We start from the raw sequence: 22,351 nt of genomic DNA, 5'->3' as shown, positions 1-22,351 counted from the left end.
CACGTCAACTCCGACACTGTGTAATCGGGCAGTCTCACTTGTGACGCTGGCGGGTACCAACCGAGCGGAAGGCGAGCGTCACCAAGAGCAGGAACATCAAGATGGTGATGGACACTACTCCATACCCCACGGGCGGCATGGGCATGTTCGATGCCTCAGCGGCCAATGCGGTGAAGGTCAGCAGCGAACTGCTCATCGACTCCGGTCCTCTCTGTTCCTGGCTCTACAGCCACAGTTTCGCACGTTCCCGCCCGGGTTCCTACCACCCCGGTGACGCGCGCCATACCAGGGGCGCTGCGCCGTCGATCATCCGAGACACAACTCTACCGCCCAGCTGACGCCGACCACCTGCCGGGCCACGCCGCGGTCCGGGCAGGCCTGCGCGGATGCGCCTCACCGTCAGCCGCTCAGGTTCGGATGTGCCCGTCTCCCTCCACCACCCAGGTGGTGGTGGTCAACTCGGTCAGGCCCATCGGTCCGCGTGCGTGCAGTTTCTGGGTGGAGATCCCGATCTCCGCGCCGAGGCCGAGTTGGGCGCCGTCGGTGAACCGGGTGGAGGCATTAACCATCACGGCGGCTGAATCCACCTCGGTGGTGAACCGTGCCACACTCCGGGTGTCGGTGGTACAGATGGCGTCGGTGTGCCCGGAGGAGTAGGTGCGGATGTGCTCCAGGGCGGCATCGATGTCATCGACCACGGCCACGGCCAGGTCGGCGCTGAGGTACTCGGTGGACCAGTCCTGCTCGGTCGCCGGGAGCACCTCGACGTTGCCCGGGGCCAGGGTGCGGGTGCGCTCGTCACCGTGGATCCGCACCCCGGCGCCGTCCAGGGCGTCAAGGGCCGCGGGCATGAAGTCCGCAGCGGCTTCGGCGTGGACCAGCAGGGTCTCCAGGGCGTTGCACACCCCTAACCGGTGGGTCTTGGAGTTCAGCAACAGGGACAGCGCCTGATCCAGCGGCGCGCCGGCATCGACGTACAGGTGGCAGTTGCCCACCCCGGTCTCGATCACCGGCACCGTGGATTCGGTCACCACCGTCTGGATCAGTCCGGCCCCGCCGCGGGGGATCAGTACGTCGATGAGCCCACGGGCCCGCATCAGCGCCTGGGCGCCGGCGCGCCCGTAGGCGTCAATGGACTGCACCAGGTCAGCGGGCAGGCCGGCCTGCTCCAGTGCCTCACCCAGGACCGCCACGATCTCCTGGTTGGACTGCGCGGCGGCCGAACCCCCGCGCAGCACCACCGCGTTCCCGCTCTTGAGTGCCAGGCCGGCGGCATCGACTGTGACGTTCGGGCGTGCCTCGTAGATCATGCCCACCACGCCCATGGGTACCCGCACCTGCCGCACCCGCAACCCGTTGGGCAACGTGGAACCGTGCAACACCTCTCCCACCGGGTCCGGCAGGGCGGCCAGGTCCCGCAACGCCTCGGCGATCCCCTCGACGCGGCCGGCGTCCAGGGTGAGCCGGTCCAGCAGGCCCGGGCTCATCCCGCCGGCCTCCTCCCGGCGCACGTCCACATCGTTGGCAGCCACGATCCGTTCGGAGGCACCCACCAACGCATCGGCCATCCGGTGCAGCGCGGCGTCCTTGGTGGCCCGGGGTGGCCCGCGCCAGGTCGCGGGCGGCCACCTTCGCGTCGGTGGCCACCTGCTGCACCTGCGCCGTCACGTCCGCAGCGGGCTGCGCCGTCGTCTGAGTCATGCAGCCAAGCCTACGCCGCCGCCGCGCTCCCAGGCCGCGGCCGGTGCGCTGCGGCCGTCGATCCGGGCCCGTCCGCCACGGGAACCGGCGAGGGCTGCCACACCGGTTCCCTCTAGGATCGTGCCTATGGACACCGCGTCGTTCTCCTCCCTGATCGCTTCGGCCCAGGAATACCTGAACCCCAGCGAGGCGGAGGACCGGAAGTCGGGTGATGTCGCAGCCACCCTGGTGACGGCCGCCGGAGCGCGGTACTCAGGGGTGTGCATCGACACCCCGTGCGGAACCGGCTTCTGCGCCGAACACGCCGCTATCGCCGCGATGGTGACGGCCGGAGAGTTCCGTATCGCCCAGATCGTGGCAGTGTGGCGCGATGAGGCCGGCACCCTGCACGTGGTCTCACCGTGCGGACGCTGCCGCGAGTTCATCCGACAGATCGACCCGGCGAACATCGACACCCAGGTGATCCTCGGCCCGGGGCGCTCGGCACCGCTACGCGACCTGTTGCCCGAGAACGACTGGCCGGCCGGACCGCCTGAGAAGGACGGCTCATCGCACCCGCACCGGGGCACGCCGGGAGCGAGCAGGCGTCGCCGCGGGCGTGACCGGAGCCGTCGCCGGCGTACGCAGCCCGAGTTCGGTCAGCGCCGGCAGCAGGTCCTGGGCCAGAGCCACCACATCGGTGGGTACCGAGGCCGGCACCACGGTGAACCCGTCGGCTCCGCCGGCCCGGACCCACGCGTTCCAGAGCGTGGCGAGGTCCTCGGCGGTCCCGATGGTGCGCAGAGCCGGCAGCCCGGAAGGCAATTCCAGTGAGGACAGCAGGTCCCAGCGTGCCTGTGCGCTGGCCCGATCGGCGGAGATCACCGTGTGCACATCGACCAACACCTTGACGTCACCGGTGTGCCCGGCCCCACTCGATTGCCGCTTCACGGATCGCAGCCCGGGCGGCACGGGCCTCCTCCAGGGTTGCCACCGACAGCCGTGCCACGTCAGCGCGCGCCGCAGCCAGCTCGGCGTCCACACCGTTGCGCACCGGTACCACCACCAGTGGACGGACCGGTTCGCGAACCACATCATCCACGGTGCGCTTGCGGGGGGCGGCCACCGGCGCGTCCAGCACCGCATCCACCGTGCGCGCACCGGTGCCCTGGGCGGTGGCGCCCTGCTCGAGCTGCCAGCCCGCGCGCTGGGCACTGGCCCGGTGCACCGAGGCGATGGCACCAGCGACGTGTTCGGGGCGCGTGATGCCCAGCGGAACTGTGGCCACCAGGGCGGCCCGGGTGGTGTGCCGGGCAAGGCGGGAGGTAGCCAGCGCCCCGTCCAGCCAGGCGTCCCGGCGCCGCTTACCACCGAGCCGGAATGTCTCATCCAGCGAGATCAGGTCCACCCCGCCCCGGTCGGCGAGGGAGGCCAGGCCGGCCAGGCGGCCCATGATGAATTGCTCGGTCTCGGCGTTGCGCTCGCGCTGCCAGTCCCGGGGCGCGCCGGCATTGGACAGATCCAATCCGACCAGGGACGCGGTCTCGTTCACAGATGCAGGTACAGCAGACATGGGGTGCTCACTCTCGGTGCAAGAAAGGGCTCAACATTGCTGCCTCAGCGCGGGTCGCACGCCCGGTGTGTCACGCATCGGGCTCAGGTGCGCACCGACCGGCTGAGGGGTGGCGCCGAGGGGCCGTCAGAGGGCCCGAGGCTGCCGGTTGAGGTGTCGGCTCAGGCCGACATGAAGCAGCAACACATCGCACACATCACACAGGAGACGTGGCGTCGCTGGTACGCAAGGGTCCTGTCGGTGTGCATCGCTGTCTTCATCCTTCTGTCTGCACCGCGGGGAGCGGTGATGCGCTTGCCGGGGGCCATGTGGCCCGCGGCCAGGTCATCTCCCGGAGCACCCCGCCGCGCGGGGGGTTGCCGGTCAGCAAGCCGGGACTTGGCGCTGACGCTCTGAACCTGGGATCAACCTATGAGTCGGATAGTTGCCGTGTCAACTATCTTGCCGTGTCAACTACCTAAGGGCTGCGCATTCGGTCGCCACGACGCGGTCCCAGTCCGAGACGCCGGAGCGCGCCGTCGGCTGATGCGACCGCCTCGCCGGCCTCAGTCGGTGCGGTCCAGCACCACCAGGTCATCCCGGTGCACCACCGCGCGGGCACTATCCGGGCCGAACTGCTCCCGCATCTGCACCGAGGTGCGGCCCAGACGCGCAGGGAGTTCCTCAGCGCTGTAGGAGGCCAAGCCTCGAGCCACCACCCGGCCGGCTGGATCCAGCACGTCGATCGGGTCGCCGGCGTCGAACTCCCCCGTCACGTCCACCACGCCGGCCGCCAGCAGCGACTTCTTCCCGGCAGTGATCGCCTGCACCGCACCCTCGTCGACGCTGATCGAACCTCCGGTGTGCGCGGCGTGGGCCAGCCACAGCCGCCGGGCATTGGTGCGCCGTCGGGCCGGCTCGAACCAGGTGCCCACGTCCTCACCGGACAACACGGCCCCGGCATTGTGTGCCGCGGTCACCACCACCGGGATCCCGGCGCCGGAGGCGATCGCGGCGGACTCCAACTTCGAGACCATGCCCCCGGTGCCCACCGCCCCGCCTCGTGCGGTGACCTCGATGCCCTCCAGGTCTCGTCGGTCCCGCACGCGTGCGATCCGCCGGGCACCGGGCAGCCGGGGCGAGCGATCGTACAGGGCGTCGACGTCGGTGAGCAGCACCAGGGCGTCGGCTTTGGACAGGTGCGAGACCAGAGCGGCCAGCCGGTCATTGTCACCGAACTTGATCTCCTGGGTGGCCACGGCGTCGTTCTCGTTGATCACCGGCACCACTCCCAGCGCCAGCAGTCGTTCGACGTTGCGCTGGACGTTGCGGTGATGTGCCCGGCGCACCACGTCCTCCACGGTGAGCAGCACCTGGCCGACGGTGAGCCCGTGGGCACCGAACGCGCGCGTGTAGTGCGCCATCAAGAGCCCTTGCCCGACGCTGGCCGCGGCCTGGGCGGTTGCCAGGTCCCGGGGCCGGCCGCTGAGCCCGAGGACGCCCAGCGCTGAGGCGATGGCCCCGGAGGAGACCAGCACCACCTGCCCACCCGCGGCTCGGCGACCGGCCAGGACCTCGACGAGCGCGGTGAGCTTGTGTACATCCAGCCGCCCAGCCGCGTCGGTGAGCGAGGAGGAGCCGATCTTGACCACGACTCGTCGGGCGCGACCGGGGTCCCCCAGTTCACGCCGGTCCGTCACGGTCTTGGTCACGGCACCATTGTGGCGCACCCGATCACGATTCGGACGGGACCGTCCATGTACTGGGCGCCCCGGGCCCCGTTCGGTGCGCGCCGATGAGGTGACCTCACTGCTCCCGGTCGATCCACAACTCCTCGCGAGCGGCAGCCTTGGCGTCCATCCGGTTGTGGAACTCCTCGCGTTTCTCCGCCCGAGTAGGCCGCTGCCGCTCCTCCAGACGCACGTCGGAGCCGCGAGCGCCCAGGAGTTCGGGGCCGGTCATCATGGTCGGCTCCCAGTCGAAGACCACGCCCTCGGGGCCGTCACCGATCACGACCTCCGCACCCGGGGTGGCGCCCGCTTCGAACAGCGCCTCCTCCACTCCCAGGCGGGCCAGCCGGTCGGCGAGGTAACCCACGGCCTCATCGTTGGCGAAGTCGGTCTGGCGCACCCAACGCTCTGGTTTGGTTCCGGTGATCAGAAAGTACTCGTGGTCACTCCTGCGCCGGGTGACAGCGAACCCGGTTTCGTCCACCGCGCGGGGGCGCAGCACCGTCGGGGTTGGCTCCGGCGGTGGGGCGGCATCGCGGGCCTGTTGCACGATCTCGGCCAGTCTGAAGGACAGCGGCCGAAGGCCCTTGCGCGCTACCGCGGAGACCTCGAACACCTCCAGGCCACGGGCCTCCAGGTCGGGCCGCACCAGATCGGCCAGGTCCTGGGCCTCGGGCACGTCCACCTTGTTCAGCACCACCAACCGGGGGCGCTGCGCCAGCGGCACCCGGCCACCTTCGATTCCGACGTCGGCACTGTAGGCATCCAGTTCCGCCTCGATCGCGTCCAGATCGCTGATCGGGTCCCGGTTCGGCTCCAGGGTGGCGCAGTCCAGCACATGGACGATCACGGCACACCGCTCGATGTGTCGCAGGAACTCCAGGCCCAAGCCCCTGCCCTGGGAGGCGCCGGGGATCAACCCGGGCACGTCGGCCATCGTGAACCGGGCCTGTCCGGCCTGGACCACTCCCAGGTTCGGTACCAGAGTGGTGAACGGGTAGTCGGCGATCTTGGGCCGCGCCGCGCTCATCGCCGCGATCAGGGAGGACTTGCCCGCCGAGGGGAAGCCGACCAGAGCCACATCGGCCACGGTCTTGAGTTCCAGTACCAGGTCCCGCTCCTGCCCGGGTTCCCCGAGCAGGGCGAATCCGGGAGCCTTGCGTTTGCGCGAGGCCAGGGCGGCATTGCCGAGCCCGCCGTTACCCCCGGCCGCGGCGACGTACTCGGTGCCGTGGCCGACCAGGTCGGCCAGGATCTCGCCCTTGGCGGTCTTGACCACGGTGCCGTCGGGGACAGCGAGGACCAGGTGCTCACCCTTCTTGCCGGTGCGGTTGTCCCCCATCCCCTGGGTGCCGTTGCCGGCGCGGCGGTGCGGAGAGTGGTGGTAGTCCAGCAGCGTGGTGACCTGGCTGTCCACCCGCAGGATCACGTCACCGCCAGGTCCGCCGTTGGCGCCATCTGGGCCCCCCAGAGGCTTGAACTTCTCCCGGTGCACCGACACGCAGCCGTTGCCGCCGTCACCGCCGCGAACGTGCAGCATCACGTGGTCGACGAAACTGGCCATCACGACCCTCCTGGCGGTGGTTGTGGATCGGGCGCCGGAACCGGCTGGGAATACGAAAGCGGGGGCGCCCCGACGCTAGCCGGTGCGCCCCCGCCGATGTCGAATCTCAGGCGTCCACAAGCGTGACGTCGACGACCTTGCGGCCCCGCCGGCTTCCGAACTGAACCTGTCCTGCGGACAGCGCGTAGAGGGTGTCGTCCCTACCGCGAGCCACGTTGATGCCGGGGTGGAACTTGGTGCCGCGCTGCCGCACCAGGATCTCACCGGCCTTGACGTCCTGCCCACCGAACCGCTTGACTCCCAGCCGCTGTGCGTTGGAGTCGCGGCCGTTCCGGGTAGAGCTCGCGCCCTTCTTCGTTGCCATGACGTACCTGCTTCCTGGGAGTGTTAGGCGATGCCGGTGACCTTCAGGCGGGTCAACTTCTGGCGATGACCGGCCCGACGGCGATAACGGGTCTTGTTCTTGTACTTACCGATCGTGATCTTCGGGCCCTTCTCGTCCCGGACGATCTCGGCGGAGACTGTCACCTTGGCCAGTGCGTCGGCGTCGGTGGTCACCTTCTCGCCGTCCACCACCAGCACGGGGGTGAGTTCCACGGAGTCGCCCGCGCCACCGGAGAGCCGGTCCACGACCACGATGTCACCCACGGACACCTTCTCCTGCCGGCCACCGGCCTTGACGATCGCGTACACCACGTTTGCTCATTCCTTCTCGCGGACAACATCTGAGGTCCTTCGAGGCTGGATATCTGCAGCCGGCCCCGGCACGAAGCGGGCGGGCACACGAGGATCACAGCGCATGCGAAGGGTTGCGGCGCACGAGGCACCGACGCCCAAGGTTACGCGAACGGGGCAGTGCGAGCAAACCCCACGCCCTGTGATGTGGGCCTCTGACTGTGAGGTTCACCGCTCCGGGCCCACCGGGCACCAGCACACGGGGCAGCGCCACGCAATGGGCTGGTCTGCCCTTTGCTGTGGGGCCGGTTCGGCACTGCCGGGCGCTAATCTTGGCGGGCGATGCCTGACTCAACGATGGATCCGCTGCGCCCTCCGGTGCTGCCGGCTCACTACCCGCGCACGACGACGCAACTGCTGTTGGCACTTCCCGGTGACCCCTTCGTGCACGCCCGGGAGCGGGTGGCACGGGCCTGGCAGGCCCTGTCCGAACTGATCGAGTTCCTCCCGGCCGAGCAGGGCAGACTCCGCGAGGAGTTCACCAATCTGAGGCGGCAGCTCGAGCAGTTCGAGATCCACGCCCGGAACTGGCGCATCGACGGGGACCAGTTGCGTACCGTGCGCCGCCACCCGCCGCCCCCCTGGGGTGAGGAACGGGTGCGGGGCGGAGCGCCGGTAGCATCCGAGCCGGCGCCGCACCATCACCAGGACGAGCCGGTGTTCGGTTTCGCCGCCACCCTGGTGACGGTGCGCGATCACCTGGCGGTCACCGCTGGGGCGCTGACCGGCACCAAGGTCGGAGCGATGGGCACCCTGCACGCGCTGTACCTGGCCGGCCGCGTCGTGTACGGCGCCGACGCCGCCTTCCATCTTGCCGCGATGTTCACCGCGGCCGTGTGGGACTTCGAGCGTCCGGGGATGCCACCGCTGCCCTCGGCTGCGGGCCGGATCGAGTTGCGCTCCTCGCCGCGGGCGATCCCGCAGACCCGCTGGGCCCGCTACGCCCGGTTGATGTTCCTGCAGAACCGGGTGGAACTGACCACTGACGCCGGTCACGAGGTGATCGGCGGGTCCGAACCGATCGCCTTCCTCATGCACGTGGCGCCACCGACGCCGGGCACCGCCGAGTTCCTGGCCGATCCGGCCCAGAGGTATCTGCCGGTCGACCGGTTCGAGGACCTGGGGATGATCCACTTCTGTAGCGCGGACGGCTACTCCCTGGGTGCGGTGGCTGTGGCGGATTGGCTGGCCCAGCCCGGCGTGGTGGTCGGCCAACCCGAATGGACGTCCCTGGCCCCGGTTGAGTTGTCGGTGCACTCCCAGGTGGTCTGGGCACTGGAGGCCGGCGGGTTCGTGGCCGGTGCTGCGGTGCTCAGGGCACCGATGCGTCGGGGCGTAACCCATCCCCCGCTCCACCCCAGTATCGCCGCACGCTCGCGCCGCTCACGGGCTGCTGCCAACGCTGCCGACGCCCCTGGGTCCGGCCCCACCGGGCCAGACCCGCACCCAGGGGTGCACCTGCTGCGTCCTGCCCCGCACCTGCAGCCCTACCTGGGGCAGGCTGCGAGCCGGAAGCAGGCCGCCCGGCGCCGCACGCGGAACCGGCTCGAGGTCGGGCCCGCCTCGCCGTTGCAGCCGTGGCTGCAGTATCTGGCCGCACCGGCGATCGTGATCGCCGGCCTGGGCTTGGCGTTGTCCGACTCGGCCGGTTGGGTGGTGACCATCAGCATGCTGGTCGCCATGCTGGCGGTGATCGAACCGTGGGCGTGGTGGGCCGGCCAGTGGCTGTTGGACCGCGACTGGCGACGGATGGTCGCGGTGTACAGGCCGGGTGGCTCCCCCGAGGCGACCAGGCAGTTCGCCCAGCGGGCAGAGTTGCGCTTCGACGGCGCGAACATCGGAGTGCGCGGAGCCGGTGGGCATGAGGCGTGGCTCGCCGCCGGTTCCGATCAGGACCTCGGCGTGGTCACGTTGGTGCGCCTCACACACGAAGGTCACACATGGGCTTTCGCCTTCGCCGATCGCTTGGAGCGGTGGCGCCTGGTGCTCCCCGCACCCGAGTGGGCCCCCGGCGGGGACGTGGAAGGCCTGGCAGCGTTCGCACGGCGCGCCGGGCTGGACCTGGCCGATGCGCACACACCACCGCGCCGGCTGGGCGAACCCACGTTCAGCGGTAGGGGTGCCGACTCCGTGCGCCGGTCCAGGGGCCCCTACACCCGGGCGATGCTGTGGCCGATGTGGTGGGCGCTGGGGGTCTTCCTGGTCACCATCGCCGCTTCCGGTTCCACGCACCAGGTGTTCCTGCTGACCGTGGCGCTACTGGCCGGTGGCCCGGTGGTGGTCCGTCGCGTGGCGCGCACCTGGTTACAGGGTCGATCCCGTGGGAGCGCGCCGGGGCGCATGAAGACGACGAACGGCTCGAGAGGCCGGTAACCCAGCCAGTCCGGACCCGATGGCGTGGGTCAGTCCCGGGCGATGGTCGTCATCGGCCGGGACTGCCCGGGTTCACACAGCCAGGCTGGTTCAGGTGCTCGGCGTCGGGTGAGCAGCCTCAGGCTCTGCGGCCGGTACCTCCGGTACCTGCGCTCCGTCCGACTCACTACCGCCGGCGGCCTGCTCACCCTTGTCCGCCTCGTCAGCGGAACCGCCGGGCTCGGCCGCGACGGACTCGGCGGTCGCTGCGGGCTGGCCAACCTCAGTGGGCTGGTCAGCCTCGTCGGGCTGGTCAACCTCAGTGGGCTGGTCAGCCTCGTCCGGTTGACCCGGTTCACCCGCGTGGCCCGCCTCGTCAGACCCACCCGACTCATCCGCTATGTCGGACGTCTCAGCCTTCTCGGACCCGTCATCGTCGGACTTCGCGGACTGGTCGGACTTGTGGTCATCGTCCTCAGCGGACTCGTCGGACTTGTCGTCGACGGACTCCGCGGACGCGCCGGCCTCATCGGTTCTCCCGGTCTCGGCCTCCTTGGCGTCCTGCTCGGCGTGAGCGGTCGCTGCTGCAGCGGCGATATTGGCCAGCGCAGCGCGCACCTGAGCCCGCTGCTGCTCGTCCGGAGCGGAATCCCCGCGGCCGCTCTTGCCCTTTCCGCCCCGCCGGGAACGCTCGTCGGGGTCCACGGGGTCAGCGTGTATCTGGTACCCGCGACCGTTGCAGTGCTCACAACTGTCGCTGAACGCCTCCAGCAGCCCCTGGCCGATCCGTTTGCGGGTCATCTGCACCAGGCCGAGCGAGGTCACCTCGGCCACCTGGTGTCGGGTGCGATCCCGACCCAGGCACTCCACCAGCCGGCGCAGCACCAGGTCCCGGTTGGCCTCGAGCACCATGTCGATGAAGTCGATCACGATGATCCCGCCGATATCGCGCAGCCGCAGTTGGCGCACGATCTCCTCGGCGGCCTCGAGGTTGTTGCGGGTGACCGTTTCCTCCAGGGTCCCGCCAGTACCGGTGAACTTGCCGGTGTTGACGTCCACCACGGTCATCGCCTCGGTGTCATCGATCACGAGGGAACCGCCCGAAGGCAACCAGACCTTGCGATCCAGGGCCTTGGCGATCTGCTCATCGATCCGTAACTCGGCGAACAAGTCCTTGTTGTCGGTCCAGTGGTAGACCCGCTTGCTCAGGTCCGGAGCCACCGCCTGGACATACTCCGAGATCGTCTTCCAGGCCTCATCACCAGAAATGGTCAGGGAGTTGAAGTCCTCGTTGAAGACATCGCGCACCACCCGCAGCGACAACTCGGGTTCACCCTTGAGCAAGGTCGGGGCGGTGAGCGACTTACGGGCGACCTTCTTCTCGATGTCGGCCCACTGCTTGCCCAGCCGTTCCACGTCCCGGCGCAACTCTTCCTCGCTGGCCCCCTCGGCCGCGGTGCGCACGATCACGCCCTGATCGTCCGGGACGATCTCCTTGAGCAGCTTCTTCAACCGGTTCCGCTCGGTGTCGGGAAGTTTCCGGGAGATCCCGGTCATCGCACCGGAGGGCACGAGCACCAGGTACCGGCCGGCCAGGGTGATCTGGGAGGTCAGCCGGGCGCCCTTGTGACCGACGGGGTCCTTAGTGACCTGCACCAGCACGCTGTCACCGGAGGAGAGCGCCTGTTCGATCCGGCGGGGCTGCCCTTCCAGACCTGCGGCGTCCCAGTTCACCTCACCGGCATAGAGCACGGCGTTACGGCCCTTGCCGATGTCGATGAAGGCGGCCTCCATCGAGGGCAGCACGTTCTGCACGCGGCCCAGATAGACGTTGCCGACCAGGGACACCTGCGTCTTGCGAGCGACGTAGTGCTCCACGAGCACCTCGTCCTCGAGCACCGCGACCTGAGTGCGCCCATCACGTTCGCGCACCACCATGTCCCGCTTGACCGACTCCCGGCGGGCCAGGAACTCGGCCTCGGTGATGATCGACCGGCGGCGCTGGGAATCCCTGCCGTCACGTCGACGCTGTCGCTTGGCCTCCAACCGGGTGGAGCCCTTCAGCGCGGTCACCTCATCGCGGCCGGAGTCATCCGAACCCGATCCGCGTGAGCCGCGGCTGCGCCGGCGACGCCGGCGCGAGGACGACGAACCGGACTGCTCGCCTCCACCTCCGCCGCCGTTGCCGCCGTTGCCATTCCCCTTATCGGCGTTCCCGTCGGTGTCGTCACCGGCCTGGTCGGACCCGCTGTCCGACTTCGCGGACGCGGCGTCCGACTTGCCCTGACCCTTCGATCGGCGGCCCGAATCCTTCGGGCCGCCGTCGGAAGCGGCGGAATCGGCCGTCTCATCGTCTTCGGAGTCACCGGACTGGCTGTCCGAACCACCGGACTGGCCCCGCCGGCGGCCACGGCCACCGCGACGCCGGCGCCGGCGCTTGGAGCCTCCACCCTGCTGGTCCGAGTCGTCCCCGGACCCGTCCTGGTCCTCATCCGAGCCGTCCTGGCTGCCGGAGTCCTCAGCGGTGCCAGCGGCCGGCCCGTCCTGCCCGGCCCCCTTGGTGCCACCACCGGACTCAGTGCTGCCGGTGTCGCTGCGGCCACCGCCACGACGGCCGCGTCCGCGTCCCCCACCCCGGGAGCCCCGCTGGGCATTCTCGCCATCCTGGTCGTCCTGGTCATCGCCCTCGCTGCCATCGGCCGGTGCCGAGTCCGACTCATCGCTGATCAGCGGCGGTCCGGCAGGTGCGGCGGCTCGACGGCTGCGGCGTGCACGGGAGGGATCAGGCGGCTGGAACAGCAAGGCGGTCGCCGGCAGACGGGGCGAGTTCTCGTCGTCACTCGACCCGGCGCCCTCCGCCTCCGAGCCGGTCTGGTCGGCACCATCCGGTTGCTCGGGTTGGTCCGATCGCTCGGGCTGGTCTGCCTGCTCCGGGCGGTTCGCCTGCTTGGCCTGGGCCGTTTGCTCCGGCCCCGGGTCGCTGGTCGCCCGGCGCCGGACTTGCGGCGGCTCCTGCGCGAGCGGCTGGGCCGGTCATCCCGCTCAGGCAGGGTCACATCGACCGTGGCCGCGCTGGTCGTGGTCTCGGCCGGAGCCGCGTCCGGGTCCACACCCAGCGCAGCAAAGACATCGAACGCGCCGTCCCCGCGGTCGGTGTTCGCCTCGTTCTCCCCGTCGGTCGTCTCGGCCGCATTCTCGCCGTCGGTCGTCTCGGCCGCAGGGGCCTCCTCGCCGGCCTCCTCGCCGTCGGTATCCTCGGCGCTCTCGCCCCCGGGATCCCCGGCGTCGGCAGCGTCCGGCGCGGTCACCTCGACCGCGGCGGCCTTGTCGGCCTCGGGTGTTGCGCCGTCCTCCGCGGCGCCGGCAGCACCGGCTGCCTGCTCCCGCTCGGCCGCTTCGCGCTCCGCTGGTGTCATCACCGGCCTGGTTGCCCGCCGCGGCCTGCGCCGGCCCGATGCGGCGGGCGTGGATTCTTCTTCGTTGGTGGTCTCGTTACTGGTGGGCTGATCGCTCACGAGGTACGCTCCGGCCCGGCGCCGCCACCCATATCTGGCGTTCCGGGCTGCTCGGTGGTACCGGCCGGAGCCGGTACCGGGTAGGAAAAAGTCTGTCGGTTCGAGAAGTTTCGCGATCTCTCGCGGGGAACTCTCGCGGCGCCATCTTCCGTGCCATGTGGGCCGGTGCCGGGTGGTCGGTCCGGGTCCCTGCGCCTGGCCGGTCTGGCGGCGCATGAAGACTCGAACCCCAACTACCTATGCCGATGTCGTCGGGTCCTGCGGCTGGTATGGGTTCCACCCGCAGTACCACGGCGAGTATCGCACACAACCTCTCGATGGTGGGCCATACCGGGCGCTGCGTCCGAACCATCACACGTACGGCACCGGCTTCGCGCCGCGCCGGTCGCGGCCGGTAGCCGGCGTTTCCCGAGGACGCCACATGCCGGCGCCGCGTACGTTGTGAGCCATGGAACCGATCCTGCGGGCAGTCCTGTCGCTGACCTCCCACCTCGAACTCGATCAGGTGCTGCAGGAACTGGTCGACACCGCCGCACAGATCACCGGAGCCCGCTACGCCGCCATCGGTGTACTGGACTCGGCCGGCGTGAACGAGACGTTCATCTACACCGGCATGCCTCGGTCCTTCACCGACACCCACGACCCACCCCGGGGCCACGGCGTCCTCGGTGCCATCCCCGCCGAGGGTGCGCTGATCCTGGACGACCTCACCACCCATGAGGCATTCGGGGGGTTCCCGGCGGACCATCCGCCGATGCGCTCCTTTCTGGGCCTGCCCCTGCTGATCGGTGGCCAGGTGTACGGGCGCATCTACCTGTCGGAGAAGCCCGGCGGTTTCAGCCAGGGGGACGCCGATCAGGTCAAGGTGCTGGCCGCCGGCGCGGCGATCGCGGTGCAGAACGCCCGGCTCTACTCCGACATCCGGACCCGGGAGCGGTGGGTGGCGGCCGGGCAGGAGATCACCACCGCGATGCTGCAGGGCATCGATGTGGAGGAGGCCCTGGAGATGATCGCGCAGCGGGCCCGCACGATCGCCAGGGCTGATACCGCCGTGCTGGTGCTACCGGGTCTGTCCAAGGACTGGGTTATCGAGATCGTCGACGGCGACCTCCACGGTGACCTGCTCGGGGCGACCATGCCCGCGAACGGTCGCGCGGTCCAGGTGATCGAGAGCGGCAGCGGGATGATCGTGGACTCCTTCGCCCGGGCCGAGGTGGTGCGCCTGGCGCAGTTCAGCCGGTACGGGCCCTCGCTGTACGCCCCGCTGACCGGTGGCCAGGCGGTGATGGGCGTGATCGTGCTGCTGCGCCGCAAGAGCGCGCCGGAGTTCACCGACACCGATCTGGCCATCGCCGAGTCCTTCGCCCGGCAGGCTGCCCTGACGTTGGAACTGGCCGAGGCGCGCGACGCCCAGGACCGTGCCTCGGTGCTGGACGAGCGCGCCCGGATCTCCCGTGATCTGCACGATCTGGCCATCCAGCAGTTGTTCGCATCCGGGCTGCAGTTGACCCAGGCGCGGGAGCAGATCCCCGCGGATGAGCCGCGGCTGCTCGAAGTCCTCGATGAGGCGCTGACGGGGGTGGATGAATCGGTGCGCCAGATCCGCTCGATCGTGCACGCGTTGCGCTCACCGGACGAGCGGGCCGGGCTGGTGGACCGGTTGGAGCGGGAGGTCTCCCTGGCCCGTACCGGGCTGGGCTTCGCCCCCTCCCTGATCCTGGAGCGCGAGCCGAAGGATGCGCCGCTGGCCTCGGATGAGGTGGATGCGCGCATCGAGGACGATCTGGCCGATGATGTGGTCGCGGTGGTCCGGGAGGGGCTGGCCAATGCGGCCCGGCACGCGCGCGCGTCCTCGCTGCACGTGCGGCTGCGGTTGAGCACGGAGGAGCTGCAGGTGCAGATCCAGGATGACGGCGTGGGGCTGAGGGCCACCTCGGTGCGCTCCTCGGGCTTGGCGAACCTCGGGCAGCCGCCCGCCAGCACGGTGGGACCTTCACCTGGGACAACAGCGGCGACGGCGGGCTGTGCCTGAGTTGGACGGTACCGCTGCGTCGAGCGCAGTCGGGTCCGTGAACTCCGTCCGGTCCGGGCGGTTCACCCGCTCTGGTTCGTGACGCGCTCGTCCGGGTAGGCGCTGACGCGGCCGTCGGAGATGGTGTCGATCACGACGTCCTGGGTCGGCAGCAGACCAGGCTCAGGCAGCCGGTCGGCGGCAACGGCGAGCACCATGCGGTACGGGTTGTAGTCATCGGTGCACGCGTCCTGCGGAACATACTCGCCCCGTTCGATCGCGACCGCCGCACCGTCACTTTCGATTCCGGCCAGCCAACTCGGACAACTGCCGGACTGGCCCGAGTGCCACACCACCAGCACCTGAGCAGAGAAGTCGACACCGTCCAATGAGCCGTAGCGCCCCGGCTCCCCCTCCGCGCTGTCGCCCTCCCCGAGATCCTCCGGCACGTTCTCCCGCCACGCCTGCTCGGCGGTGTCGCGGTCGTAGGCAACCTCCACGAGCCCGAAGGGCACGTCGGGGTGAAACGGCTCGACGCGCCATCCTTCGACCTTCGCCAACGGCTGCACGCCGGGTGCGTACCCGGGCACTGCACCGGAACAGCCGGCCAGCACCCCCATCGCCACCAGCAGGAACACTGCCCGAAGCATCGCCCGCACCATGACCGTTCCCTCCAGTTCGGCTCGTGCCGGCTCTATGTCGCACCGACCCGCGGTGTTGCGCAGCCGTGGATCGGCGTCGCACCGACCTCGGTCGCTCGGCCAGCAGCCCGTGGGTCAGCCACGCCCACCCAGCCGGCGCATGAACAGCGCCGTGCCCAGCGCGATGTGCTCGATCTCCCCGGGGTGCACGCTCTCGTCGGGGGCGTGCATCCGTGACTCCGGTTCGGACAGGCCGAGCATGACGATCGCGGCCTGCGGGTGCGCCTCGGCCAGCGCTGCGGTCAACGGGATGGCTCCGCCCTGACCGTTCGTCACCGTGGCCCGGCCGTAGGACTGGGCCAGCGCGTTGCTGAGTTCGGCGAAGGCAGGGGTGTCGGTGCGCGCGGCGAAGGGCCGGCCGCGTCCGGTCACCTCCACCGCCACCTCGACACCCCACGGGGCGTGCGACCGAAGGTGCTCCACCAGGGCGGTCTCGGCCTCGGCCAGATCGACCGAGGGCGGGATACGCAGGTTCACCCGGGCCGCGGCTCGGGGCTGGATCGCCGCCACCGCACCCTCCACCGCCGGAGCGTCGATACCCAGCACGGTCGCGGCCGGCCGCGCCCAGATCTGGTCCGCCACGGTGCCCGAACCGATCACCTGGGCCCCGTCCACCAATCCGGCGTCGCGGGCGAACTGCTCGGTGTCATACCCCATCCCGTCCCAGGTGCCGGTGGCCGGCAGCCCATCGATCACGGTGTCACCGTCGGCGTTGCGCAGGCTGGCCAGGATGGCGATCAGCGCCGCCAGGGCGTCGGGGGCGCTCCACCGAAGGCACCCGAGTGCAGGGATGTGCTCAGGGACTGCACCCGCACCGTCGCATCGACCACACCACGCAGCGCGACGGTGAGGGTCGGCACCCCCACCGCGGCGTTCCCGGTGTCCTGGATCAGGATCACGTCGGCAGCGAAGCTGTCGGGATCGGCCAGGACGAGTTGTTCCAGCCCGCCGGTGCCCTGCTCCTCCGACCCCTCCACCACAACGGTCAGGGAGACCGGATAGTCGCCGTCGGCCCGCAACGCCCGCAGGGCGGTCAGGTGGGTGATCACCGATCCCTTGCAGTCCGCGGCCCCCCGACCGTAGTAGCGCCCCTCCCGCTCGGTCAGCGTCCAGGGATCGCCAGTCCACTGGGCAGGGGTGGCGGGCTGGACGTCGTAGTGGGCGTACAGCAGCACCCGGGGGGCTCCCGGTGGCCCCTGGTAGTGCCCGATCACCGCATCGCTGCCGTCAGGGGTGGGCACCAGGTCCGCGGTCAGACCCTCGTCGATGAGGGCTCGGCGCACCCAGTGCGCTGCTGCGATGCACTGAGCCGGGTCCTCCACCTCGGCGTCGGCGACGGAGCGGAAGGCGACCAGGTCACCCAGGTCCGCCAGCGCTCGGGGCATCAGGCCCGCAACGCGCTCGCGCAGCGCGGCGTCGGCCGGAGAGTCTGGTGGGATGGAACCTGGGGCGCCGGTGTGCTCGGAGGAGGTCATGGCTCCATCCTTGCAGCCCCGGGGCTGTGGTGGCCCGGGAGGGGCAGGGTCTCCTCAGGGGTGCCGGCCGGGCTGAGCCGCGCTCTCCTGGGCGCCCCGCCACCCGGATGAGCGTTGCCCGGCCACCCATGCGGCCACCTGCGTCCGGCGCTGCAGGCCCATCTTCGCCAGCACCGCGGTGACGTGGTTCTTCACGGTCTTCTCCGCCACCCCGAGGACCTCGGCGATCTGCCGGTTGGCCAGCCCCTCACCGATGAGTTCGACGATCCGCAGTTCGGAGGCGGTCAGATCCGCTGTCGGGTCCTCGACGTGGGCCTTGCGGCGCGTCACGGTGCGTTCATCGAGCAGGGTTCGACCGGCCGCGACCGAGCGGATCACGTCGGCGATCTCGGCCCCGCGGACGGTCTTGAGCACGAACGCCTTGGCGCCGGCCGCCAGGGAGGCGGCCACCGCGTCGTCGTCGTCGAACGAGGTCAGCACGATGCACCCGGCCTCGGGCACATGCCGGCCGGCGGCGTTGATGATCTCGATCCCGGTACCATCGGGCAGTTGCAGGTCCACCAGCAGCACATCCGGACGCACCAGCACGAGCCGGCGCGTCGCCTCGGCCACCGAACTGGCCTCGGCCACCACCTCCAGGCCCTCGGCTCGCTGGACCACCTCGAGCAGGCCACGACGGACCACCTCGTGATCGTCGATGATCATGACGCGGATGTCCTCGGTCATGCGGATGCCTTGCTCATGCCGGTCACTCTACTGGGGCGCTGCCGGCGCCCGCTGGCGGTTGGAACGGTTCCGCGGTGGAGGCCCGGACCTGAAGTTCCACCGCTTCCACCGACTGGACCGGACTGGGCCGGAACCGGCGGGCCGGGGCGTGCGTGGCCAGCAGGAGGTCCACGGCCCGGGCTCCCATCCGCTTCGCCGGCACCGCCACGGTGGTCAGCGCCGGAGCCAGCAGGGCGGCCACCTGCACGTCGTCGAACCCGACCACCGAGATCTGCTCCGGCACGGCCACGCGGCGAGCGGCGAAGCGGCCCAGCATGCCGATGGCGAGTTGGTCGTTGAAGGCCAGCACCGCGCTGACCCCCGTGGCGATCGCCTCATCCGCCGCGGTGACACCCCCGGCCTGCCCGGGCCGAAAGGCCCCCAGGTCCACGATCTGCACACCTTGGGAATCGGCTCGGTAGGCGGCGCGGCGCCGCGCATCCGACCAGGAGGTACCGGGCCCGCCGGCATAGCCGATCCGGCGGTGGCCGAGGTTGCGCAGGTGTCGGATCGATTGGGCGATCCCGCTGGCGTTGTCCGGCACCACACTGGCGATGCCGTCCCGGACCACGTGGCCGTCCCCGGCGCCCGCCGCCCCGGCGCCGGGCCGGGCCGGAACCTGCCGGTTGATCAGCACCAGGTCCGCCCGGGTGGACAACTCGAGCAGGTCCTCATCGGGCACCCGGGGGGAGGCGAGGATCAGCCGATCGATCCCGGCCGCCAACTGTTCCAGGACCGCTCGCTCGGTCTCGACGTCCTCATCGGTGTCGGCCACCACCGCGGTGAAGCCCGCGGCCCGCACCCGCTGCTGCACACCCTTGGTCACCGAGGAGTAGAAGGAGTTCTCCAGGTCCGGTAGCACCAGACCGACCGAGTAGCCCCGGCCGGTGACCAGCTGCCGGGCGGCACGGTTGGGCACGTAGCCGAGCTCCCGGGCGGCCCGGGCCACCCGGGCCCGGGTGGCGGCGGCCACGCCGGGTGATCCGGCCAGCGCCCGCGAGACGGTGGCGGTTGAGACCCCGCTGGTGCGGGCCACGTCATGAATGGTCGTGCTCATGCCCCACCTTCCCGCCGCGTGCGTGGCAGACTTACGCCCCGCTCACTTCGCTGCGGGCGACCACACCCCGAGAGGACGGGGCGGATCGACCACAACGCTGCGGACGGTCGAGGCTGCAAACGTTTCCGGTCACTCTTGTAGCCCTTATCCTGTCCGTGCTAGCGTTCCCCGTCAAGGCTTGCTGTAAACGTTTGCGATCAGGAGATGCCGATGTCCACTGAACTTCTCGAGCAACTGGGCGCCGCGCGGCTGGTGCCCGTGGTGGTGCTCGACGACGCCCGCTCCGCCGATCCCCTGGCCCAGGCCCTGGTCGCCGGTGGCCTCCCGGTGGCGGAGGTGACCTTCCGCACCAGCGCCGCGGCCGAGGCGATCAAGGCCTTCGCCGCCCGCGGTGACGTGCTGGTCGGGGCGGGCACCGTCCTCACCCCGGAACAGGTGGACGCCGCCGTGGACGCGGGGGCGCGGTACATCGTCTCCCCCGGCTTCCACGCTCCCGTGGTGGCCCGGGCCCAGGAGCGCGGCGTGCTGCCGCTACCCGGCGCCGTGACCGCCTCCGAGGTCCAGGCCGCGCTCGCGGCCGGCCTGGAGGTGGTGAAGTTCTTCCCCGCCGAGACCTCCGGGGGCGCCAAGGCGATCAAGGCCCTGTCCGCCCCGTTCGGCGGGCTGCGGTTCGTGCCCACCGGCGGGATAGGCCCGTCCAACCTCGCCGAGTACCTGGACCTGCCGAGCGTGCTGGCCGTGGGCGGATCCTGGATGGTGCCGCGGGACAAGGTCGCTGCAGGCGCGTTCGACGAGATCAGCGGCCTGACCGCCGAGGCCGTGCGCCTGGCCGCCCGCTGACCTGGCGCCGGCTGGCCTTGGGCCCGCCGGCGACGCGCCGGGCGGCGCCACAGCCCCCGGACGGTCCCCCACGGCCACCCCATGGTTGTGCCACCACCACCCAACCTTCCGGCCTGACCACCGGCCGATCCGAACCACATCCCCGATCTCGAAGGAGCAGCCACGATGGCTCTGAACATCCGCCCCGCTGAGGAAACCCGCTACGACGTGCTGTCCCTGGGCGAGGTGATGCTGCGGCTGGACCCCGGCGATGGACGCATCCGCACCACGCGGCAGTTCCGGGTCTGGGAAGGTGGTGGCGAGTACAACGTGGCCCGGGGCCTGCGCCGCGCCTTCGGCCTGCGTGCCGCCGTGGTGACGGCCTTGGTGGACAACGAGGTGGGCCGCCTGGTGGAGGACTTCATCCTCACCGGTGGGGTGGACCCCTCCTTCATCAAGTGGACCCCCTTCGACGGTCTGGGCCGCGAGGCCCGCAACGGGCTGAACTTCACCGAGCGCGGTTTCGGCGTGCGCGGGGCGGTCGGTGTCTCAGACCGCGGGCACACCGCCGCCAGCCGGCTCGCACCCGGCGATGTGGACTGGGACCACATCTTCGGCGACCTGGGCGTGCGCTGGTTGCACACCGGCGGGATCTTCGCCGCACTGAGCGAGACCACCGCCGAGGTCGTGGTCGAGGCCGTGACCGCGGCGAAGAAGCACGGCACGATCGTCTCCTACGACCTGAACTACCGCCCGAGCCTGTGGAAGTCGATCGGCGGGGTGGACAAGGCCCGGGAGGTCAACTCCCGGATCGCCCCGCACATCGACGTGATGATCGGTAACGAGGAGGACTTCACCGCCTCCCTCGGGTTCGAGGTGGAGGGCGTGGACGAGAATCTCGCCGACCTGGACATCTCCAGTTTCAAGTCCATGATCGCCACCGCCTCGAAGACGTTCCCGAACTTCCAGGTGATCGGCAACACGCTGCGCACCGTGCACACCGCCTCGGACAACGACTGGGGCGCGATCGCCTGGTCCGCCGACGAGGGCTTCGCCGAGGCGACCCACCGCAAGAACATGGAGATCATGGACCGTGTGGGCGGCGGCGACTCCTTCGCCTCCGGCCTCATCTACGGCCTGATCACAGGTGAGCCGCTGGCCACCGCGGTGGAGTACGGCGCCGCCCACGGCCTGCTGGCGATGACCACCCCGGGTGACACCTCCATGGTCACCAAGGACCAGGTGGTCAAACTCGCCGGTGGGGGCAGCGCCCGCGTGGACCGCTGATCACCGCCGTGCCGCACCGGGTCGCGCTGCGTCGTCGTCGGCCCTGACGAAGGGCCCGACGACGACGGTGCGCACCTGAGGCATCTGCGCCCACCGCGGCGCGGGCGCGGCGCCGCACCGACCCACGGCGCACGCAGCGGTTAAGGTTGCGCCGTGTCCCTCCTTCGTAGCGTCTACACCGTGATCCGCGGTGGTCTGATCGGCACCGCGGAAGTGATGCCCGGGGTCAGCGGCGGCACGATCGCCCTGGTCACCGGGGTGTACGAGACGATCATCACCTCCGCCGGCCACTTCCTCAGCGGCGTCAAGGCCCTGATCACCGACCGCGCCCGCGCCCGGATGGAGTTCGGACGGGTGAACTGGAAGGTGATCCTGGCGCTGCTGGCCGGGATGGTACCGGCGGTGCTGCTGGGCGCGCGGTTCCTGGCTCCACTGGTCGAGGACCACCCGATCCCGATGCTGGCGCTGTTCATGGGCATGACGGCCACCGCGATCATCGTGCCGATCACCATGAAGGGCACCCGCTGGTCCGCCGGCCAGGTGCTCCTGGGCGTCGCGGTGGCCGTCGGTGTGTTCTTCCTGGTGGGCCTGCCACCAGGGAACCTCGATCCGGTCGCGCCACTGATCTTCGCCGCCGCCGCGGTGGCGGTGTGCGCCCTGGTACTGCCCGGCACCTCCGGGGCATTCATCCTGCTCACCCTCGGCCTGTACGAGCCGACCCTGGAGGCGCTGAACTCCCGGGACCTGACCTACCTGGGCATCTTCGTGGCCGGCCTGATCACGGGTCTCGCACTGTTCGTCAAGGGCCTGCAATGGTTGCTGGCGCACCGGCGTGAGGTCACGCTCGTGGTACTCACCGGCGTGGTGGCCGGGGCGCTGCGGGCGCTGTGGCCCTGGCAGGGCGACGGGCGCGAGCTGCTCGCACCGGATGAGCAGGTGGGCCTGGCGGTGGCCGTCTTCCTGCTCGGTTCGGCCCTGGTGCTGGGCCTGTTCCTGCTCGGGCGCAAGGTGGACCGTGAGCACACGGCGCTGTCCCGGGTTCACCCGGACGAGGAGGACGTGCGCTCGGACCCGCATACCTGACACCGGCGCACGGTCAGGGGACTCG

At 70.4% G+C, this 22,351-nt stretch carries 20 protein-coding genes, 2 pseudogenes and 1 riboswitch; of the genes and pseudogenes, 6 read left to right on the top strand and 16 right to left on the bottom strand.

Features of this window, described 5'->3' with window-relative positions:
* Positions 1–34 precede the first annotated feature (34 nt).
* The 3 genes and pseudogenes from ACRRRO_RS15840 to ACRRRO_RS15830 form a co-directional block, all read right to left on the bottom strand.
* Complete coding sequence (locus tag ACRRRO_RS15840) at positions 35–196, bottom strand: hypothetical protein (protein WP_424795902.1); 162 nt, start codon at positions 194–196, stop codon at positions 35–37.
* Between the two features lie 211 nt (positions 197–407).
* Positions 408–1,701: pseudogene (locus tag ACRRRO_RS15835) on the bottom strand (glutamate-5-semialdehyde dehydrogenase).
* Positions 1,698–1,967, bottom strand: coding sequence for a hypothetical protein (locus tag ACRRRO_RS15830; RefSeq protein ID WP_424796341.1), 270 nt, complete (start codon positions 1,965–1,967; stop codon positions 1,698–1,700). The pseudogene ACRRRO_RS15835 and the gene ACRRRO_RS15830 overlap by 4 nt, the downstream one beginning before the upstream one ends.
* Here ACRRRO_RS15830 and ACRRRO_RS15825 point away from each other — a divergent pair.
* Positions 1,930–2,085, top strand: a pseudogene (locus tag ACRRRO_RS15825) (hypothetical protein); the annotation flags it as partial. The gene ACRRRO_RS15830 and the pseudogene ACRRRO_RS15825 sit on opposite strands and share 38 nt — an antisense overlap.
* Before the next feature lie 162 nt (positions 2,086–2,247).
* On the opposite strand, the gene ACRRRO_RS15820 reads toward ACRRRO_RS15825, so the two are convergent.
* The 6 genes from ACRRRO_RS15820 to rplU form a co-directional block, all read right to left on the bottom strand.
* The gene (locus ACRRRO_RS15820) at positions 2,248–2,631 is read right to left on the bottom strand and encodes a hypothetical protein (protein ID WP_434081625.1); all 384 of its coding nucleotides are present in this window, start codon (positions 2,629–2,631) and stop codon (positions 2,248–2,250) included.
* Positions 2,594–3,253 (bottom strand): hypothetical protein, encoded by a 660-nt coding sequence (locus ACRRRO_RS15815; RefSeq protein WP_434080561.1) that lies wholly within the window; start codon positions 3,251–3,253, stop codon positions 2,594–2,596. The genes ACRRRO_RS15820 and ACRRRO_RS15815 overlap by 38 nt, the downstream gene beginning before the upstream one ends.
* Positions 3,254–3,538: 285 nt before the next feature.
* Positions 3,539–3,652, bottom strand: a riboswitch (SAM riboswitch).
* Between the two features lie 146 nt (positions 3,653–3,798).
* On the bottom strand, positions 3,799–4,944 hold the full coding sequence (gene proB / locus ACRRRO_RS15810) for a glutamate 5-kinase (protein ID WP_424795899.1): 1,146 nt from the start codon (positions 4,942–4,944) through the stop codon (positions 3,799–3,801).
* A 94-nt stretch (positions 4,945–5,038) separates the two neighbouring features.
* Positions 5,039–6,526 (bottom strand): GTPase ObgE, encoded by a 1,488-nt coding sequence (gene obgE, locus ACRRRO_RS15805; protein WP_424795898.1) that lies wholly within the window; start codon positions 6,524–6,526, stop codon positions 5,039–5,041.
* A gap of 106 nt (positions 6,527–6,632) precedes the next feature.
* Entirely contained in the window at positions 6,633–6,890 is a 258-nt protein-coding gene (gene rpmA / locus ACRRRO_RS15800; protein WP_424788809.1) for a 50S ribosomal protein L27, read from the bottom strand.
* 23 nt (positions 6,891–6,913) lie between these two features.
* Complete coding sequence (rplU, locus tag ACRRRO_RS15795; RefSeq protein WP_424795897.1) at positions 6,914–7,222, bottom strand: 50S ribosomal protein L21; 309 nt, start codon at positions 7,220–7,222, stop codon at positions 6,914–6,916.
* A gap of 321 nt (positions 7,223–7,543) precedes the next feature.
* Here rplU and ACRRRO_RS15790 point away from each other — a divergent pair, with 321 nt between their 5' ends.
* The gene (locus tag ACRRRO_RS15790) at positions 7,544–9,634 is read left to right on the top strand and encodes a hypothetical protein (protein ID WP_424795896.1); all 2,091 of its coding nucleotides are present in this window, start codon (positions 7,544–7,546) and stop codon (positions 9,632–9,634) included.
* Positions 9,635–9,724: 90 nt separating this feature from the next.
* On the opposite strand, the gene ACRRRO_RS15785 is transcribed toward ACRRRO_RS15790, so the two are convergent.
* Together ACRRRO_RS15785 and ACRRRO_RS15780 are read right to left on the bottom strand one after the other, a co-directional pair.
* Complete coding sequence (locus ACRRRO_RS15785; protein ID WP_434081593.1) at positions 9,725–12,430, bottom strand: Rne/Rng family ribonuclease; 2,706 nt, start codon at positions 12,428–12,430, stop codon at positions 9,725–9,727.
* A complete protein-coding gene (locus tag ACRRRO_RS15780) occupies positions 12,340–13,128 on the bottom strand; it encodes a hypothetical protein (RefSeq protein WP_434080560.1) in 789 nt (262 codons plus the stop codon). The genes ACRRRO_RS15785 and ACRRRO_RS15780 overlap by 91 nt, the downstream gene beginning before the upstream one ends.
* Before the next feature lie 448 nt (positions 13,129–13,576).
* Between ACRRRO_RS15780 and ACRRRO_RS15775 the strand changes: the two genes are divergently transcribed.
* On the top strand, positions 13,577–15,160 hold the full coding sequence (locus ACRRRO_RS15775; RefSeq protein ID WP_434080559.1) for a sensor histidine kinase: 1,584 nt from the start codon (positions 13,577–13,579) through the stop codon (positions 15,158–15,160).
* A 62-nt stretch (positions 15,161–15,222) separates the two neighbouring features.
* Here ACRRRO_RS15775 and ACRRRO_RS15770 read toward each other — a convergent pair whose 3' ends face one another.
* The 5 genes from ACRRRO_RS15770 to ACRRRO_RS15750 all read right to left on the bottom strand — a co-directional run bounded on the left by ACRRRO_RS15770 (position 15,223) and on the right by ACRRRO_RS15750 (position 19,137).
* Positions 15,223–15,789 (bottom strand): hypothetical protein, encoded by a 567-nt coding sequence (locus tag ACRRRO_RS15770; protein WP_424788814.1) that lies wholly within the window; start codon positions 15,787–15,789, stop codon positions 15,223–15,225.
* A gap of 126 nt (positions 15,790–15,915) precedes the next feature.
* The gene (locus ACRRRO_RS15765) at positions 15,916–16,560 is read right to left on the bottom strand and encodes a peptidase dimerization domain-containing protein (RefSeq protein ID WP_434081592.1); all 645 of its coding nucleotides are present in this window, start codon (positions 16,558–16,560) and stop codon (positions 15,916–15,918) included.
* A gap of 17 nt (positions 16,561–16,577) precedes the next feature.
* The gene (locus ACRRRO_RS15760) at positions 16,578–17,315 is read right to left on the bottom strand and encodes a M20/M25/M40 family metallo-hydrolase (protein WP_434080558.1); all 738 of its coding nucleotides are present in this window, start codon (positions 17,313–17,315) and stop codon (positions 16,578–16,580) included.
* Between the two features lie 54 nt (positions 17,316–17,369).
* Complete coding sequence (locus ACRRRO_RS15755; RefSeq protein ID WP_434080557.1) at positions 17,370–18,041, bottom strand: response regulator; 672 nt, start codon at positions 18,039–18,041, stop codon at positions 17,370–17,372.
* Positions 18,042–18,063: 22 nt separating this feature from the next.
* Entirely contained in the window at positions 18,064–19,137 is a 1,074-nt protein-coding gene (locus tag ACRRRO_RS15750) for a LacI family DNA-binding transcriptional regulator (RefSeq protein WP_424788816.1), read from the bottom strand.
* Between the two features lie 210 nt (positions 19,138–19,347).
* On the opposite strand from ACRRRO_RS15750, the gene eda reads away from it, so the two are divergent.
* From eda to ACRRRO_RS15735, 3 genes are all read left to right on the top strand, one after another.
* A complete protein-coding gene (gene eda, locus ACRRRO_RS15745; protein WP_424788817.1) occupies positions 19,348–19,977 on the top strand; it encodes a bifunctional 4-hydroxy-2-oxoglutarate aldolase/2-dehydro-3-deoxy-phosphogluconate aldolase in 630 nt (209 codons plus the stop codon).
* Positions 19,978–20,142: 165 nt separating this feature from the next.
* Positions 20,143–21,243 carry a sugar kinase gene (locus ACRRRO_RS15740; RefSeq protein WP_424788818.1) on the top strand — a complete coding sequence of 367 codons (1,101 nt, stop codon included), beginning with the start codon at positions 20,143–20,145 and terminating at the stop codon, positions 21,241–21,243.
* A 153-nt stretch (positions 21,244–21,396) separates the two neighbouring features.
* Complete coding sequence (locus ACRRRO_RS15735; RefSeq protein WP_424788819.1) at positions 21,397–22,326, top strand: DUF368 domain-containing protein; 930 nt, start codon at positions 21,397–21,399, stop codon at positions 22,324–22,326.
* Positions 22,327–22,351 lie beyond the last annotated feature (25 nt).

The sequence above is a fragment of the Sanguibacter sp. Z1732 genome (assembly GCF_051020515.1).
GTDB lineage: Bacteria > Actinomycetota > Actinomycetes > Actinomycetales > Beutenbergiaceae > CALKWS01.
The sequence above is the reverse complement of the archived record's forward strand: the minus strand, read 5'-3'. Positions and strand labels throughout refer to the sequence as shown.